We start from the raw sequence: 15,381 nt of genomic DNA, 5'->3' as shown, positions 1-15,381 counted from the left end.
GATGTGTATAAGAGACAGGCCGAGCGCTATCAGCTGCTGCGCTGGGGCCAGCAGGCATTCGATGACTTCTCCGTGGTCCCGCCCGACACCGGCATCTGCCACCAGGTGAACCTGGAGTACCTGGCGCGGGTGGTGTTCACCCGCGACAGTCCCGACGGGCCGCTGGCCTACCCCGACACCCTCGTCGGGACCGACTCGCACACCCCGATGGTCAACGGACTCGGCGTGTTGGGCTGGGGCGTCGGTGGGATCGAGGCCGAAGCGGCCATGCTCGGTCAACCCATGAGCATGCTGATCCCCCCGGTGGTCGGCCTGAAACTGTCCGGCGAACTGCAGCCCGGCACCACTGCCACCGACCTGGTCCTGACCGTCGCCGAGCTGCTGCGCGCCACCGGGGTGGTCGGCAAGTTCGTCGAATTCTTCGGGCCCGGCGTGGCCAACGTCCCGCTGGCGAACCGGGCCACGATCGGCAACATGAGCCCGGAGTACGGGGCGACCTGCGCGATCTTCCCGATCGATCACGTCACCTGCGACTATCTGCGCTTGACCGGCCGTTCTGAGCATCAGATCACGCTGGTGGAGGCCTACGCCAAAGAGCAGGGCATGTGGCATGACCCCGATCGCGAACCGGTCTATTCGCAAACGCTGGAACTGGATCTGAGCAGCGTTGAGCCGTCGATCGCCGGCCCCAAACGCCCCCAGGACCGCATCCCACTGCGGTTGGCCCCGCACACCGTCGCCGCGCTGCTCGACGGCGCCGAAACCACCGCTCAGGCCCTGTCAGACCTGGACAAGGCGTCGGCGGATTCGTTCCCGGCCAGCGACCCGATCGCGTTCGGCCAGTCCCAAGCGGAAGGCAAACCCCGCGCGCAGTGGGCCGGCGGCGACAAGCTGCCCTGGCGGACCGATGCCAAGCCGATCGAACTCGCCGACGGCACCCGCACCGAGATCGACAACGGCGACGTGGTGATCGCCGCGATCACCTCGTGCACCAACACCTCCAACCCGTCGGTGATGGTCGGCGCGGCATTGCTGGCCCGCAACGCCGTCGACAAGGGGCTCTCGCGCAAGCCGTGGGTGAAGACCACCCTGGCGCCCGGGTCGCGGGTGGTCACCGACTACTACGAGCGGGCGGGCCTGACGCCCTACCTGGACAAGCTGGGCTTCAACCTGGTCGGCTACGGCTGCACCACCTGCATCGGCAACTCGGGGCCGTTGATCCCTGAGGTGAGCAAGGCCGTCGTCGACAACGATCTGACCGTGTGCTCGGTGCTGTCGGGCAACCGCAACTTCGAGGGCCGCATCCACCCCGAAGTCCGCATGAACTTCCTGGCGTCCCCGCCGCTGGTGGTCGCCTACGCACTGGCCGGCACGCTTCGCGTCAACCTGCTCACCGATCCGCTGGGTACCGGCAGCGACGGCGAACCGGTGTACCTGCGCGACATCTGGCCCACCGCCGACGAGATCGCCGCCGTGGTCGACGACAACCTGCAGGCCGAGATGTTCACCGCCAGCTACGCCGACGTCTTCACCGGCGACGACCGCTGGCGTTCGCTGGACGTCCCCGACACCGACACCTTCTCCTGGGCGCCGGATTCCACCTACGTGCGCCAGCCGCCGTACTTCGACGGCATGACCCGCGACCCAGCACCACTCACCGACATCACCGGTGCCCGGGTGCTGGCCAAACTCGGCGACTCGGTCACCACCGACCACATCAGCCCGGCCGGATCCATCCGATACGACTCACCCGCCGGAAAATACCTGTCCGAGCATGGAATCGAGCGCAAGGATTTCAACTCCTACGGCTCACGGCGCGGCAACCATGAGGTGATGATCCGCGGCACCTTCGCCAACGTGCGACTGCGCAACCAATTGGCACCCGACACCGAGGGCGGCTTCACCCGCGACTTCACCCAGCCCGACGGTCCGGTGAGCACCATCTACGACGCGTCGGTGAACTACCTCGCCGCCGGCACTCCCCTGGTGATCCTGGCCGGTAAGGAATACGGATCCGGCTCCTCGCGTGACTGGGCCGCCAAGGGCACCGTGCTACTCGGTGTGCGGGCGGTGCTGGCGGTGTCCTACGAGCGCATCCACCGGTCCAACCTGATCGGCATGGGCGTGCTTCCCCTGCAGTTCCCCGACGGCGCCGACGCAGACTCGCTGGGCCTGACCGGTGAAGAGACGTTCGACATCACCGGGGTGACCGCGCTGGCCGACGGCATCCCCGACACCGTGCATGTACAGGCGGGCGATATCGAATTCGATGCGACGGTGCGCATCGACACCCCCGGCGAAGCCGACTACTACCGGCACGGCGGCATCATGCAATACGTGCTGCGGCAGCTGCTCGACTGATGCGCGCCCAGGCAGGGGCCACTAGGATTCGCGAGGCGATCCGGACGCTCAACCCGGGCTACTTCGCATTGGTGATGGCCAGCGGCATGGTGTCGATCGCGATGCATCACCAGGAATCTCACTGGGTTTCGGTGCTGCTGCTGTGGGTGACGGTGATCTCCTACCTGGTGTTGATCGTGGTATCGACGGTGCGCGTCATCGCTTACCGGCGCGAGTTCCTGGCCGATCTCTACGATTCCGGGCGCGCCTTCGGGCTCTTCACCTTCGTCTCGGCCACCAATGTGCTGGGAGCGCGACTGGTCATCGACGGGCACAGCACTGTGGCGGTCGGGCTGCTGGTGGTCAGCACGCTGACCTGGCTGGTACTGGGCTATCTAATCCCATGGACCGCGGTGCTGGGGACCTCGGAGCGGCCGGTGGTGCGCCGGGCCAACGGCACCTGGTTCATCTGGGTGGTGGCCAGCCAGTCCATCGCGGTGTTGGCGGCGGTGCTCGAGGTGGAGGTTTCCGAGCCGTGGCGCCAAAGCCTGGCGCTGCTCGCGGTGGTCTCCTGGTCGATCGGAGTGTTCCTCTACGGCGCCGCCGGAATCTTTGTCGCGCTGCGGCTGCTGCTGTACCCGCTGCTCCCCGAGGATCTCGTTCCGCAGTACTGGGTGGCGATGGGCGCCACCGCGATCACCGTGCTGGCCGGTGCTCACATCGTCGAGATGGCGGAAGCGCCGATGGTGCACGCCACCCGCGGTCTGATCGCCGGCACGTCGGTGGTGTTCTGGGCGTTCGGCACCTGGCTGATCCCGCCGATGATCGCCGCCGGCGTGTGGCGCCATATCGTGCATCGTGTCCCACTTCGTTACGAAGCGCCCTGGTGGAGCGTGATTTTCCCGCTGGGCATGTACGGGGTGGGTAGCCACTATCTGGGGCAGGCCGACCGGCTGCCGATCGTCTACTACATCGGTTCGGTCGAGAGCTGGATCGCGCTGACCGCCTGGACCGTTGTGTTCGTCCTGATGCTGCACCACCTGGCGGTCACCCTCGGGCCCGGGCGAAATGCCCGGGCGACGCGCGGTCGCTCAGCCGAGCCGGGCGCCGTCGACGCCGAAGAAGTGCAGATCGGTCGCGTCGAAGCCCAGTGACAGCCGGGTTCCCCGGCGCACTTCGGTGCTACCGGGAACCCGGGCGACCACTGACTGCGAGGTCCGCGGGTCATCCGTCGTGCCGTACAGGTAGGTGTCGGCGCCCAGTTCCTCGACGAAGTCCACCGCGGCACCGATCCCGCGATCGGCGATCTGCAGGTGCTCGGGCCGAATGCCCACGATCAGTTGCGATGTCGCAGAAGAGATTGCCCTCGGTACGCCGATGTCACAGCCACCCAGCGTCACCGTGCCGTCGACGACGGGAATGGTGAACAGGTTCATCGCCGGTGACCCGATGAATCCGGCGACGAACACATTGGCCGGGGTGCGGTAGAGCTCACGGGGCGCGGCGCACTGCTGCAGCACGCCGTCGCGCAACACCGCCACCCGATCGCCCATCGTCATGGCCTCCACCTGATCGTGGGTGACATAGACGGTGGTGATGCCCAGTCGCCGCTGCAGTTCGGCGATCTGGTTACGGGTCTGCACTCGCAGCATGGCGTCCAGGTTCGACAGTGGCTCGTCCATCAAGAAGACCTGCGGACGGCGCACGATCGCGCGGCCCATCGCGACGCGTTGGCGTTCGCCGCCGGAGAGATCCTTCGGCTTGCGCCCCAACAGTTCGGCCAGACCCAGCAGCTGGGCGGCTTCGGCCACCCTGGCGCGGATCTCGGCCTTCGGCGTCTTGGCGACTTTGAGTGCGAAGCCCATGTTCTGCGCCACCGTCATATGCGGATACAGTGCGTAGTTCTGAAACACCATGGCGATGTCGCGATGGCCGGGGTCAGTTGCGGTGACGTCGCGATCGCCGATGTAGAGCCGGCCGGCGTCGACGGGTTCCAGGCCGGCCAGCATGCGCAGCGTCGTCGTCTTGCCGCACCCCGACGGTCCGACCAGCACCATGAACTCGCCGTCGGTGACCGCCAGATCCAACGCGTCCAGGGCGGGGCGCTCGGCGCCCGGATAGTGCCGGGTCACCGAGGCGAAGGTCACTGAGGCCACTGCGTTCTCCTGACTTCGTCCACCGTCGCCCGACTACCGTCCACCGAAGCCCGTGGCCGCGATCCCGCTGACGAAGGCCCGTTGGGCGATCGCATAGATGATCACCAGCGGGGCCAGCATCAGCATGGACGCGGCCATCAGCACCGGCCACTCGGCGACGTACTCCCCCTGCATCCACACCAAACCGAGGGTCAGGGTGGCGATGCCCTTGCGCTGAATCATCAGCAGCGGCCACAGAAAGTCATTCCAGACGTTGATCCAGGTCAGCACTGCCAGCACCATCACCGCAGGTTTGGCGTGCGGCAACAGGATCCGCCAGTAGATCGCCCACGGTGAGCACCCGTCCAAGATCGCGGCCTCTTCCAGATCGATGGGCACGGTGGCGAAGAACTGTCGCATCAGATAGGTGCCGAACGCGCTGCCGAACAGGCCGGGGATGATCATCGCCCACATGGTGTCGGTCCACCCGAACACCCGCATCAAGATGAACTGCGGGATCACCGTGACCGTCAACGGCACCATCAAGGTGGCCAGATACAGCACGAACAGGGTGTCACGGCCGGTGAACGGCAGCCGAGCGAAGGCATAGCCGGCCAGCGAACAGAAGAACACCTGTCCGGCCGTCACGCAGCCGGCGTAGAGAATGGTGTTCAACAGCATCCGCCAGAACGGCATTCGGGCGAACACCTCGAGGTAGTTCGACCATTGCGGGTGGGCCGGCAACAACATCGGTTGGCTGATCTCGGCTTGGCGCTTCAGTGAGCCCGACAGCGCCCACAGGATCGGGAACAGTGCGCAGGCGGTGACGGCGCCCAATCCCGCGTAGACGCCCAGCAGCCCGGCAATGCGGTGCCGTGCCGGTGGGCCGGTCACTGGTCCACCGCGTTCCTGCGTGACAAGCGCAGTTGGACGACGGTCAGGACCAGCAGCACGGCAAACATCACCCAGGCCAGCGCGGACGCATACCCGAAGTCCAAGAAGGCGAAGGCCTGCTGGAACAGCATGATGGCCAGGACGTAGGTGCCGGTTTCCGGGCCGCCACTGCTGCCGGTGAGCACGTACACCAGATCAAAGGCCTGGAACGCGTTGATCACCGAGATCACCACCACGAACCACACCGCGCCGCGGATCATCGGCACGGTGATGGACACGAAGCGCCGCACCTCGCCGGCGCCGTCGATGCGGGCCGCCTCGTACAGGGAGTCGGGCACGCCCTGCATGGCCGCCAGCAGAATCACCGTCGCGAACGGCACGCTCTTCCAGATGCTGACCAGACACAACGAGGCCATCGCCCAGTGCGGTTCGGTGAGCCACGGCACCGGTGCGATGCCGAACCAGCTGAGCATGATGTTGAGCAGTCCGCTGTCGGTGTTGAACACGAACTGCCACACCACCGCGATCACCACCGAGGACACCGCCAACGGCAGGAAGGCAATGGCCCGAAACAGGCCGATTCCCTTCACCTTCCGATTCAGCAGTCCCGCGACCGCCAGGCTGATCAGTACCGTCGGGATCACGGTTCCCAGGGTGAACACCGTCGTGTTGCGGACCGCGATGCCGAACAACGGATCGCCGGTGAACAGGTCGCAATAGTTCGTGGCGCCGACGAACGTCGGCGGGGTGAACAGATCCCACCGCTGGAAGCTCATGTAGAGCGAAAAAGCCAGCGGGAACGCCATGAACACCGCGACCGCGGCCAGGTTCGGGGCGATGAACCAGCGCCCAGCACGTGCGCGCCGCCGGGTGGGATTCATGCGGTGGCCAACACTTCGTCGATCTGCGGCGACAGGCCGGTCTTCAGCGTTGCAGCGGGCCGCTTACCGCGCAGGACCGGCCCGATAGCGCGGTCCATCAGGGCGTGGACCTTCTGCCAGGCCGGGGAGATCGGCAGCCCTTCGGAATGCGCCGGGCCGCCGGTCAGCACCGCAAGGTTGCCGATCCCGGTGTGGGCGGCGGTGAATCCGGGTGTGTCGATCGCTGAGCGCAGCACCGGTACGAACAGCCCGGACTTGCCGATCAGCGACTGTCCTACCGGACCCGCTGCGAATTTGAGGAATTCCCAGGCCTGTTCCCGGTGCCGGCTGTCCGCGGCGATGGCCAGACCGGTACTGCCGATCGCGGATCGGGCCGCCATGCCCTTGGCTGCGGCAGCCGGTCCGGTCGGCAGCACCGCCACGTCGAATGCCAGATCGTCGGCTTGGACGAAGGTCTGGTAGCGCCAGTGTCCGCCGAGTGCCATCGCCGCGTTGCCAGCGGTGAACAGGCCCATCGTGGAGATCGACTGGGTGTCCGCGGCGGCGGGCGCTACGCGGTGCACAACTGACAGGTCTGCATAGAACTGGATCCCGGCGAGAAAGTCGTCGTTGTCGAAGTTCAGGTGGGTCGGGTTGACTCGCGGCACCGCCCACGGCACCCCGTTGTTCATGCCGAACAGTGCTGCGGAGTACGGCGGCGACCAGGTGTCGACGAAGCCCCACTGGGTGACTCGGCCATCACCGGATCGTCGGGTGAGTGCGGCGGCGGTGGCGAGGAACTCGCCGAAAGTCCAAGGCGTGTCCCAGCGACCCGGTGGTGGTGGCACACCGGCCTCGGCGAAGATCCGGGTGTTGTAGAACAGGAAAGCCCCCGACCACTGCTCCGGGAACGCGTACTGGCCGCCGTTGAAGCCGAACGTCTCGTAGAGCGCGGGGATGCTGTCGGCGTGCAACGCCGCCGCGAACTGCCGATCCCGATCCAGCAGGATGTTCAGGTCTGCCAGCACACCGCGGTCGGCAAGTCCGGCGTAGTTGAATTCCCAGGCCATCAGCACATCCGGGCATTTCCCACCGGCGCAGAACGTCGACATCTGCTGGGTCGGATCCCCGCCGGCCAGAATGGTGCGCACCCGAATGTCGGGGTGTTCGCGCTGGAACGCGTTGACGATCCGCATTCGGGCGTCGGCCTCTTCCGGGTTGGCCGCGAAGAAGAAGGTCAGTGCGTCGTCATCACTGCCGCAGGCCGACGCCGCGGGCAACAGCGCAGCTGCGCCGATCGCTCCGGCCCCGCGCAGCACGCTTCTTCGCGTGAGCGAGTGTGCACCGGAGGCCAGCACCTGCGAACCGTCAGACTTCGATCGGCGGGTAGAGGCGCTCGAGGGTGAACTGACGATCTCGCCGCGCCGCCCAGGAGCTGGCAGCAAGTGACACCACCAGGATCCCGGCCAGCACCGCCACCGACGTCCACAGCCGCTCGTCGATGCCGCCGACGGTCAGCTGGCGTAACCCGTTGACCGCATAGGTCATCGGATCGTAGGGATGCAATATCTGGAACGGTTTCGCCGTCGTCTCCACGGGATACACCCCGCCGGACGACACCAGCTGGAACATCAAAAAGGCCAGGGTGAAGACCCGGCCGACGGCCACACCGAGCACGGCGTTGAACGCCTGGATCATCGCCAGGAACGACGCGGCGATCAACGCCAGGAAGGCGACCATGCCTGCGGCGTGGCGGGCCTGCAGCCCCACCCCGAAGTGCACGACCGTGTACATCAGCAAGACCTGGCACACCCCCAGCAGCAGGGCCGGCCAGTACGACGCGAGTACCACCCGCAGCGCGCCCAGGCCGTTGGCGATGGCACGAGTCTGCATCGGGGTCAACAACATCCATACGATCAGCGAACCGATGAACAGTGCCAGCGGCAAGAAGAACGGCGCGAAACCGGTGCCGAAGGTGGCGGCGTGATGGGTGAAGTCCATGTCCACCCCGACCGGGCTGGCCAGGATTGCCGAGACGTCCACCCGTTGCTGGTCGGTGATGGCCGACGCGCGCTGGTCGGCCTCGCCCAGCCCCGACGCCAGCTGGGCGGCGCCGTCCTTGAGCTGATTGCTGCCGTCGGTCAGTTGGACCAGGCCGTCGCTGAGCTGGTTCGCCCCGGCTACCAGCGCCGTCGCGCCGTCGCGTAGCGCGACCACATCGGATCGGAGGCCGCCGTCGAGGACGTGGTTCATGAAGGTGCGCAACCCGCTGTTGGGATTGGCCAGATCGTTCTCCAGCTGTTGGGTGTCGGTGCGCAGCTGGTTCAGGCCCTCGTCGGTGGCCGGGTCCAGTCCCTCGACATCGAGCAGCCGCTGGGCACCGGCGAGGGTGTCACCGAGCCCGCGTACCGCCGAGTCGGGGTTGTTGCGCAATGCGTCGACCACCTGGTTGACGATCCCGGCGGCCTGTTGGTAGTTGACGTTGAGCGACGCGATCCGGTCACTGACCGTCTTGAGGTTGCCGCTGAGGCTCGCGGCGGCCGCGCCGGCGGCGTTGGGGTCGAAGCCCATGTTGGCGAGGTCATCGGTCACCTTGAGCAGTGGATCGGTGGCCTGTTGCACACCGTGATTCAGCTGGCGGATTCCGTCGGCGAGCGCCGCGGAGCCGTCCCGCGCGGTACCCATGTTGTCGGCCAACGTCTTTGAGCCGTCCGAGAGCTGGCCGGCTCCGTCCGCCGCCTTCTTGACCTCGTCGGTCACCTGGGTCAGTGCGGTGCCGATCACCTTCTGGCCGACCTTGGAGCTCACTTCGTTGAGCACCTCGCGGGCGGCGTTCTGCCCCATGACCGAGGCCAGGTAGTTATTGGCGTCGTTGAACCGGAACTGGATCTGCGCCTTCTGCGGGTGCGGGCCCGCCGGGGACACCACCGCCGTGCTGAAGTCCGAGGGCAGGGTGATCGAGAAGTAATAGGTCCCGTCGGAAACACCCTTGACGGCTTCGCTTTCCGACACCTGATGCAGATCGAGCTGGCCGGAGTCAACCAATGCCCGGGTCACTTCATCACCGGCGTGCAACTGCTCGCCGGACACCACGGCACCGGTGTCCTCGTTGACCAGGGCGACCGGGACCTTGTCGATGGCGGCGAACGGATTCCAGAACGCCCACAGGTACATGGCGCCGTACAGCAGTGGCAGCACGATGATGGTGATCAGGGCCAGACGCGGCATGGTGCCACGCGAATAGCGTTTGAGGTCGGTTCCCAGCGACATTCCGGCGAGCATGGTCAGCGGTTCCCCTTCTCGTGTCGGCCGGGAACGAGCTCGGCGCGCTCCAGACGGTCGACGGTGATCTGCCCGGCGAGCCCGAACCCGTCGGGAATCGGGTTGGCTGATGACGTGATCACGGTCTGCTTCTCCCCCAAGGCGACCAGGCGGGTAAGCAGGATGGCGCGATCGCGGCTGTTCTTGATCTCATCGATGCTGCCGACCACCAGCAGCGGTGGGCGTGCGGTGTTGGCCAGTGCGATGCGCAGCAACAGCCCGGTCATTTCGTCGAGATGCTCGACGTAGTCGTGCAGTCGGGGCACCGGCAGGTCGCCGAAGACCGGGCCGCAGATCGCGTCGCGCTCGGCCTCGCCGGCGCGGCGGACCAGCTGATACCAGGGTGCATCCCAGCGGATCTGTTCGGTGATCAGGTCTGCGACCGTGACCGACTCGAAGATCGCGTCGAGCTGTTCGATTCCTGCCAGGGCAGCGACGTCGAAGATGTCGCGGGCTTTATTGCGCCCGAGCACGGTGAGCGTGCCCGACGACGGCTTCATCCGGCCGGCCAGGTTCATCATCAGGGCGGTGCGACCCGACCCCGGAGGACCGACCAACACGGTGGTACCGCCGGCCGGGATGTCCAGATCGAGCGGCCCGAAGACGCGTCCCCACGGCCCGGTCATGGTGATACCGCGGGCGGTCACCGCGGGCGGTGACGGCGCCGTACTCTCCCCCGCCGCGGACGTCTCCCCTGCGGCTGTCGTTTCGTCTGGCATGGACGCCCCCTCACACATCGGTTCGCGTGACCCATCAAAGCAGAGGCGCTGGGAGTTGTAGCGTCGCGTCGCGCAACCGCTCGGGATCACCCGCGATATCAATGCTGTGGATGCGCCCGTCATCGCCGATCCCGATGCGCAACAGCGCCAGCAGGCGACCCGCAGGGGCGATCGCGATGCCCGGTGCCCCATCGACGAGCAGCACGGTACCGGCGCGTGCACGCCGGGTGAAGTGCCGGGTCTCGGTGGCGACATCGCCGGCGCCGCGCATCTCGGTGGGCACGCCGGCCGGTAGCAACACGGGATCGACGCGGCGCACCACGTCGGACGCCAACAATTTCAGCAGGGCCGGGATGTCGCCGCCGCGCGAAGCGGCCAGAAACGCGCTCACGATCTCGAGATGCTCGGCGCGCAGCCGCGGCTGCGCGGCCGGCGCGGCCTGCAGCCTGGCGCGGGCACGGCTGGCCAACTTCTTGGCCGCGTCCGGCGAGCGGTCCAGTACGGGGCCGATCTGCTCGAACGGCACGTCGAACACGTCGTGCAGCACGAACGCGACGCGCTGTGCCGGCGACAGCCGATCCAGCACCACCAGCAGGGCCCGGCTGACCGCTTCAGAGCGCAGCACCTGTTCGTCGGCGGCCGGTGCGGCCATAGCCGGGGAGCTGTCCAACTCGGGTGGCTCCGACAGCGGTTGCTCGAGGCGACGCGAACGTGCCCGCAACTGGTCTATCGCGGTGCGTGCGGTGATGGTGGTGAGCCATCCGGGCAGGTTGTCCACCGCGGCGAAATCGGCACTGCTGGCCTTGAGCCACGCTGATTGGACGGCATCTTCGGCGTCAGCGGTTGAGCCGAGGAGATGAAACGCCACCGAATGCAGATGCCGGCGGTGGTCCTCGAAGCGTTGGGCCAAAACATCGGTGTTGCCCATGGGTCACCTTTCCCGTTCGGGAGTCGTCACAGGGATAGAGCCACATCCACCGACGACAGGAAGAGCAACACCATGAGCGTACAGACGATCTATCTGGTGACCGTCGTGGTGACCGCGGTCGCCACCGTCGCCATCGCGGTACCCGATTTCATTCCCGCACAGTTCGTGCTGGCCAATTCGGCGCGGGTGGGAGTGCCGCGGTCCTGGCTGCCGCTCTTGGGCGGGCTGAAACTGGCCGGCGGTGCCGGCCTGCTCGCCGGCCTGGCGGGGTTCCCGGAGCTCGGCATCGCGGCCGCGGCCGGCCTGGTCGCGTACTTCGTCGGGGCGGTCGTGACCCATGTGCGGGCCGGGGTGTTGTCCAACATCGGTTTCCCCGCCGCCTATCTGCTGCTGTCGGCGGCTTCGCTGGCGATCCTGCTGGCCTGACCTAACCGAATTCGGCGGCCGGGTCGGTGTGGCTGGCCGCGCCGGCGCGTCGCGGCAGTTCGACGACGACGTTGGTGGCCTTGACCGAGGCGACGACCAGGCTGCCGGGCTGCAGCTGCAACTCGTCGGCGGCCTCCCGGCTGACCAGCGAGACCAACCGGAACGGGCCGGCCTGGACCTCGACCTGCGCCATGACCGTGTCACGGGTGACCTTGGTGACCAGCCCGACCATCCGGTTACGCGCCGACTGGCCCACCACCGGATTGCGTGACACCGGTTCGACGGCAGCGCGCTCCTGGGCGAACCGTGCCAGCTCGGCACCGTCGACCATGCGAGGACCACTGCCCGTCGTCACCGATAGGCGACCGGAGTCGATCCACCGGCGGACGGTGTCATCGCTGACCCCGAGGAGCTCGGCGACTTCGGCAATACGAAAGCTCGGCACGCAGGGAGTTTATCGCCGCTGTCGCGCCTAATCAGCCTCCTGGGAAATACCGGATTGCTGTGAGCTCGGCGGCCTCGGCCTTAAGTCATCGGGCCGCCTGCATCACCGTCGCACCGGCGCTGCGTATCGCCGCCAACGCGTCGGCGGTCGACTCGGCCGACACGCCCGCGGTCAGGTTCGACAGTACTGCGGTGGAAAATCCTTCGCGGACAGCGTCTTTGGCGGTAGAGCACACGCAGTGCTCGGTGGTGACTCCGACCACGTCGACGTTGCGCACTGCATGCTGGATCAGCCAGTCACGCAGTGCGGTGCCCTCGTCATCGACACCCTCGAAGCCGCTGTATCCCGCGCTGTAGGCGCCCTTTTTGAAGACCGCCTCGATCCGATCGGTGCGCAGCGCCGGATGGAATTGCGCACCAGGACTTTCCGCCACGCAGTGCGGCGGCCAGGACGTCTGGTAGTCCGGATGCTCGGAGAAATGCGCGCCGGGGTCGACGTGCCAGTCCTGGGTGGCCACCACATGCGCATAGCGGGCTTTGCCGGTCGGGCTGTCCAGGTAACGGCTGATCTCCTGTGCGAGGGCCGCCGCGCCGGACACCGGGATCGCGCCGCCCTCACAGAAATCGTTCTGCACGTCGACGATGACCAGCGCCCGCATCCGTCCACAGTATCGTCGGCGCCGCAGCGCTTCTCGCGCACACAGCGCCCAGGATCCGAGCACCGTCCCCAGCACCGCGACCTCGACCGCGGTGGTCCACGCGGGCGGATACAACACACCGGCCAGATAGTGGGCGATGAATCCATCCGGCGGCAGCGGGGCCATCCCGGCGGCGGCGCGCGCCCGGCGCTCCAGCCAGGTCAGCGGGCAGTCCAGGTGTCCGACAACGATCAGCATCGCCCAGAACGCCGCCGCGATGTGCAGCCAAAGGGTGCGTGGCCATCGCACGGCGAGAAAGCCGCCGAGCACGACGTAGCCGACGAACGCAAGGTGCGATGCGACGATGATCACCACCGCGATCTGGTACATCGGTCCGCCGTTTCGCCCTCCGCAGAAACCGCTTCCGTCCCTGTCCGTCACGGTACATTGGCGGACATCCAACGTGGTCAGGAGTGAATCTGATGACAACCGGCGATTTCGGCCCGAACGGTCCTGGCTACGGCCCAGGAATCCCCGGAAACCCCGGATATGGCCCTGGATATGGCCAGCCCGGCGGTTATCCGCCGCCGCAGGGCTGGGGGGCCCAGCCCGGATGGGGACAGCAACCGGGCGGGCTCGGCAGGCGCTTTTGGGCCCGCGTGCTCGACGGCTTCCTGGTCGGAATCGTGTCGTTCTTCTTGTCGGTGTTCTTGTTCTCCGACGATTACCCGTTCCTGGTCACCGGCCTGTTCTCCGGGGCGCTGACGTTCGGCTACTTCGTGCTGTTCGAGGTAACGCAGGGCGCCACCCCCGGCAAGCGACTGCTGGGCCTTTCGGTGCACGGACCTGACGGAGTGTCCAAGCCGACGGCGTCGCAGTCGGCCATCCGTAATTCGTTCACCCTGCTGGCCGTGGTCCCCTACTTCGGTGCGCTGCTGGCCTTCGTGGCCTACGTCGTGATCGCCGTGACGATCAGCGGCAGTCCGACCAAGCAGGGCAAGCACGACGAGCTGGCCGGCGGCACCCGGGTGACCCGGGCCTGATTCCCCTGCCGGGGCGTCAGCGGGCTAGCGAAAAGCCCTGCCAGGCCTTGCGTCGCTCGGGAGCCGGGTCGTATTCCAGGCGGGTCTTGCGGTCGAACACCATGACGGCGCGCTCGTCGGCGGTGTAGGCCGGCCAGTTGTCGCCCGGCACCCCCGCTCGGCTGAACGCCCCCCACCGGCGCTGCACCTGCTTGCTGACCTGCAACGCCGTGCGGCGGTCCGCGCCCGCGGTGAGTAGGCGCCCGAACCCGCCGGTGCGGTACACATCGAACACCGCGAACAACTCGGTGGCGTGCGTGGCGCCCATGCCCGACCAGCGCAGCATCCGCGGCGCATAGTCGTAGCGGTAGACGTAGGTGGGTGCATGCGCCCCATGGGCTTCGGCGATCTGCCACACCGCGGCGTTGAAGGCGAAATCACCGCCGAGCCGGATACAGGCCGCCCGCTTGGGGTAGTCCGGATAGGCGGCGATGATGCGATCGCGCACTCCCGCGTCGGTGCCGGCCAGCACCGCCTCGACCGTCGGCTCGTCGACCGGCAGCATCCGCAAGAACCGGGTGAACAGCCGCCCTTCATCGGCGTTGCTGCCCACGATGAGCGGAACCTGGTGCGCCGACCCCTGCCGCATCGCCTCAACCGGGTCCACCGGCAGTACGTCGTCTCCGCAGACCGGGCCGATCGGGAACGCGCCCAGCATGTCTCGGTTGCCGTCGGCGATCAGTCGGTCCTGGGCGGCGAGCAGTTCCGACGGCGTCACGCGCAGCAGCGCCTGGGCGCCGTCGGACGGGCGTACTCCGAGCAGCGCGGCGAATCGTTCGGCGAAGGCGGCAGCAATGTCGGTGTTGCGCACCAGCCCCGCGGCCGGGCTTTCGGCGATCGCACGGCCGAACAGGCCTTGCGCCGCGGGAACCGCCAGCAGGGTGGCCACCGCGTGCGCGCCGGCGCTTTCCCCGAAGATGGTGACGTTGTCGGGGTCGCCGCCGAACGCCGCGATGTTCTCCTGAACCCAGCGCAGGGCAAGCACCAGATCGCGCAGGTACAGATTGCTGTCCAGGGTGACGCCGGGGGCCGACAGCGACGACAGATCCAGACAGCCCAGCGCGCCCAGCCGGTAGTTGACCGACACGTACACACACCCGCGACGGGCCAGCGCCGCACCGTCATAGATGGGGGTAGCCGAACTGCCCATGATGTAGCCGCCACCGTGGATGAACACCATGACCGGCAGCGGCTCGGTGTCGGTGCGCTCCGGGGCTACCACGTTGAGCGTCAGACAGTCTTCGCTGGTCGGCTGGAACCGGCCGGGACCCAGGACGGTGTAGAACCGTTCCTGCGGCGCGCAGTTGGTGAATCCGTGGCAATGGCGCACCCCAGACCACGGCTCCGCCGGCTGGGGCGCCCGAAACCGCAGCGGACCGACCGGCGGACGGGCATAAGGGATGGACCGCCATCTGCGCACCCCGTCGCGGACGAAACCCTCCACAACGCCGGTGGCGATGCGGGCCTGCACAGGGTGGTTATGCATGAGCCGAACGGTAGCGAATCACCCGGTGGTTAGCGAACCTCGACGCAGGAGAGGTGAGGCTGGACCGCCGCGTGGGCCCGGTGGTTAGCGAACCTCGACGCAGGAGAG

General features: G+C 67.3%; 14 protein-coding genes and 1 pseudogene. 4 read left to right on the top strand and 11 right to left on the bottom strand.

All coding sequences use genetic code 11. The annotated features are described in order from the left end of the window. Both LI94_RS08180 and LI94_RS08175 read left to right on the top strand, forming a co-directional pair. Window positions 1–2,361 (top strand): aconitate hydratase (locus tag LI94_RS08180; RefSeq protein ID WP_046300880.1); only part of this gene is annotated, 2,361 nt, incomplete at its 5' end. After that, entirely contained in the window at window positions 2,361–3,494 is a 1,134-nt protein-coding gene (locus LI94_RS08175) for a tellurite resistance/C4-dicarboxylate transporter family protein (RefSeq protein WP_082105697.1), read from the top strand. The genes LI94_RS08180 and LI94_RS08175, both read left to right, overlap by 1 nt. Here the strand turns inward: LI94_RS08175 and ugpC are convergent. The 7 genes from ugpC to LI94_RS08140 all read right to left on the bottom strand — a co-directional run bounded on the left by ugpC (window position 3,432) and on the right by LI94_RS08140 (window position 11,197). Further along, window positions 3,432–4,496 carry a sn-glycerol-3-phosphate ABC transporter ATP-binding protein UgpC gene (ugpC, locus tag LI94_RS08170; RefSeq protein ID WP_046300874.1) on the bottom strand — a complete coding sequence of 355 codons (1,065 nt, stop codon included), beginning with the start codon at window positions 4,494–4,496 and terminating at the stop codon, window positions 3,432–3,434. The two genes, LI94_RS08175 and ugpC, sit on opposite strands and share 63 nt — an antisense overlap. 33 nt (window positions 4,497–4,529) lie before the next feature. Beyond that, window positions 4,530–5,369: a carbohydrate ABC transporter permease gene (locus tag LI94_RS08165; protein ID WP_024441271.1), complete on the bottom strand. Its 840-nt coding sequence runs from the start codon at window positions 5,367–5,369 to the stop codon at window positions 4,530–4,532. Then, window positions 5,366–6,250, bottom strand: a complete 885-nt coding sequence (locus LI94_RS08160; protein WP_036457390.1) for a sugar ABC transporter permease — start codon at window positions 6,248–6,250, stop codon at window positions 5,366–5,368. The genes LI94_RS08165 and LI94_RS08160 overlap by 4 nt, the downstream gene beginning before the upstream one ends. After that, the gene (locus tag LI94_RS08155; protein WP_036457419.1) at window positions 6,247–7,584 is read right to left on the bottom strand and encodes a sugar ABC transporter substrate-binding protein; all 1,338 of its coding nucleotides are present in this window, start codon (window positions 7,582–7,584) and stop codon (window positions 6,247–6,249) included. Before LI94_RS08155 ends, LI94_RS08160 begins: the two co-directional genes overlap by 4 nt. Before the next feature lie 13 nt (window positions 7,585–7,597). Further along, window positions 7,598–9,511: a YhgE/Pip domain-containing protein gene (locus tag LI94_RS08150; protein WP_046300873.1), complete on the bottom strand. Its 1,914-nt coding sequence runs from the start codon at window positions 9,509–9,511 to the stop codon at window positions 7,598–7,600. A 2-nt stretch (window positions 9,512–9,513) separates the two neighbouring features. Beyond that, window positions 9,514–10,176 carry an ATP-binding cassette domain-containing protein gene (locus LI94_RS08145; protein ID WP_051190197.1) on the bottom strand — a complete coding sequence of 221 codons (663 nt, stop codon included), beginning with the start codon at window positions 10,174–10,176 and terminating at the stop codon, window positions 9,514–9,516. Window positions 10,177–10,303: 127 nt separating this feature from the next. Next, window positions 10,304–11,197 (bottom strand): sigma-70 family RNA polymerase sigma factor, encoded by an 894-nt coding sequence (locus LI94_RS08140; RefSeq protein WP_046300872.1) that lies wholly within the window; start codon window positions 11,195–11,197, stop codon window positions 10,304–10,306. Between the two features lie 72 nt (window positions 11,198–11,269). Here LI94_RS08140 and LI94_RS08135 point away from each other — a divergent pair, with 72 nt between their 5' ends. After that, window positions 11,270–11,623, top strand: coding sequence for a DoxX family protein (locus LI94_RS08135; RefSeq protein ID WP_024441266.1), 354 nt, complete (start codon window positions 11,270–11,272; stop codon window positions 11,621–11,623). Window position 11,624: 1 nt separating this feature from the next. Here LI94_RS08135 and LI94_RS08130 read toward each other — a convergent pair whose 3' ends face one another. From LI94_RS08130 to LI94_RS24440, 3 genes and pseudogenes are all read right to left on the bottom strand, one after another. Then, window positions 11,625–12,068 carry a helix-turn-helix transcriptional regulator gene (locus LI94_RS08130; protein ID WP_024441265.1) on the bottom strand — a complete coding sequence of 148 codons (444 nt, stop codon included), beginning with the start codon at window positions 12,066–12,068 and terminating at the stop codon, window positions 11,625–11,627. 85 nt (window positions 12,069–12,153) lie between these two features. Beyond that, window positions 12,154–12,726: an isochorismatase family protein gene (locus LI94_RS24445; protein ID WP_046300878.1), complete on the bottom strand. Its 573-nt coding sequence runs from the start codon at window positions 12,724–12,726 to the stop codon at window positions 12,154–12,156. 51 nt (window positions 12,727–12,777) lie between these two features. Beyond that, a pseudogene (locus LI94_RS24440) lies at window positions 12,778–13,095 on the bottom strand (DUF2784 domain-containing protein); the annotation flags it as partial. A 92-nt stretch (window positions 13,096–13,187) separates the two neighbouring features. Here LI94_RS24440 and LI94_RS08120 point away from each other — a divergent pair. Then, window positions 13,188–13,748, top strand: coding sequence for an RDD family protein (locus LI94_RS08120; RefSeq protein ID WP_046300877.1), 561 nt, complete (start codon window positions 13,188–13,190; stop codon window positions 13,746–13,748). Window positions 13,749–13,764: 16 nt separating this feature from the next. Here the strand turns inward: LI94_RS08120 and LI94_RS08115 are convergent, their stop codons facing one another. Next, complete coding sequence (locus LI94_RS08115; RefSeq protein ID WP_024441262.1) at window positions 13,765–15,273, bottom strand: carboxylesterase/lipase family protein; 1,509 nt, start codon at window positions 15,271–15,273, stop codon at window positions 13,765–13,767. Between the last annotated feature and the right edge of the window lie 108 nt (window positions 15,274–15,381).

The sequence above is a fragment of the Mycobacterium sp. UM_Kg27 genome (assembly GCF_000972905.1).
GTDB lineage: Bacteria > Actinomycetota > Actinomycetes > Mycobacteriales > Mycobacteriaceae > Mycobacterium.
This window is presented reverse-complemented; position numbering and strand designations above follow the sequence as displayed.

What these genes read in the sequence shown, in the direction of transcription:
- LI94_RS08175 (WP_082105697.1), top strand. Translation starts at nt 2,361, where the DNA reads ATGCGCGCCCAGGCAGGGGCCACTAGGATTCGCGAGGCGATCCGGACG.
- LI94_RS08160 (WP_036457390.1), bottom strand. Translation starts at nt 6,250, where the DNA reads ATGAATCCCACCCGGCGGCGCGCACGTGCTGGGCGCTGGTTCATCGCC.
- LI94_RS08150 (WP_046300873.1), bottom strand. Translation starts at nt 9,511, where the DNA reads ATGCTCGCCGGAATGTCGCTGGGAACCGACCTCAAACGCTATTCGCGT.
- LI94_RS08145 (WP_051190197.1), bottom strand. Translation starts at nt 10,176, where the DNA reads ATGACCGGGCCGTGGGGACGCGTCTTCGGGCCGCTCGATCTGGACATC.
- LI94_RS08140 (WP_046300872.1), bottom strand. Translation starts at nt 11,197, where the DNA reads ATGGGCAACACCGATGTTTTGGCCCAACGCTTCGAGGACCACCGCCGG.
- LI94_RS08135 (WP_024441266.1), top strand. Translation starts at nt 11,270, where the DNA reads ATGAGCGTACAGACGATCTATCTGGTGACCGTCGTGGTGACCGCGGTC.
- LI94_RS24445 (WP_046300878.1), bottom strand. Translation starts at nt 12,726, where the DNA reads ATGCGGGCGCTGGTCATCGTCGACGTGCAGAACGATTTCTGTGAGGGC.
- LI94_RS08120 (WP_046300877.1), top strand. Translation starts at nt 13,188, where the DNA reads ATGACAACCGGCGATTTCGGCCCGAACGGTCCTGGCTACGGCCCAGGA.
- LI94_RS08115 (WP_024441262.1), bottom strand. Translation starts at nt 15,273, where the DNA reads ATGCATAACCACCCTGTGCAGGCCCGCATCGCCACCGGCGTTGTGGAG.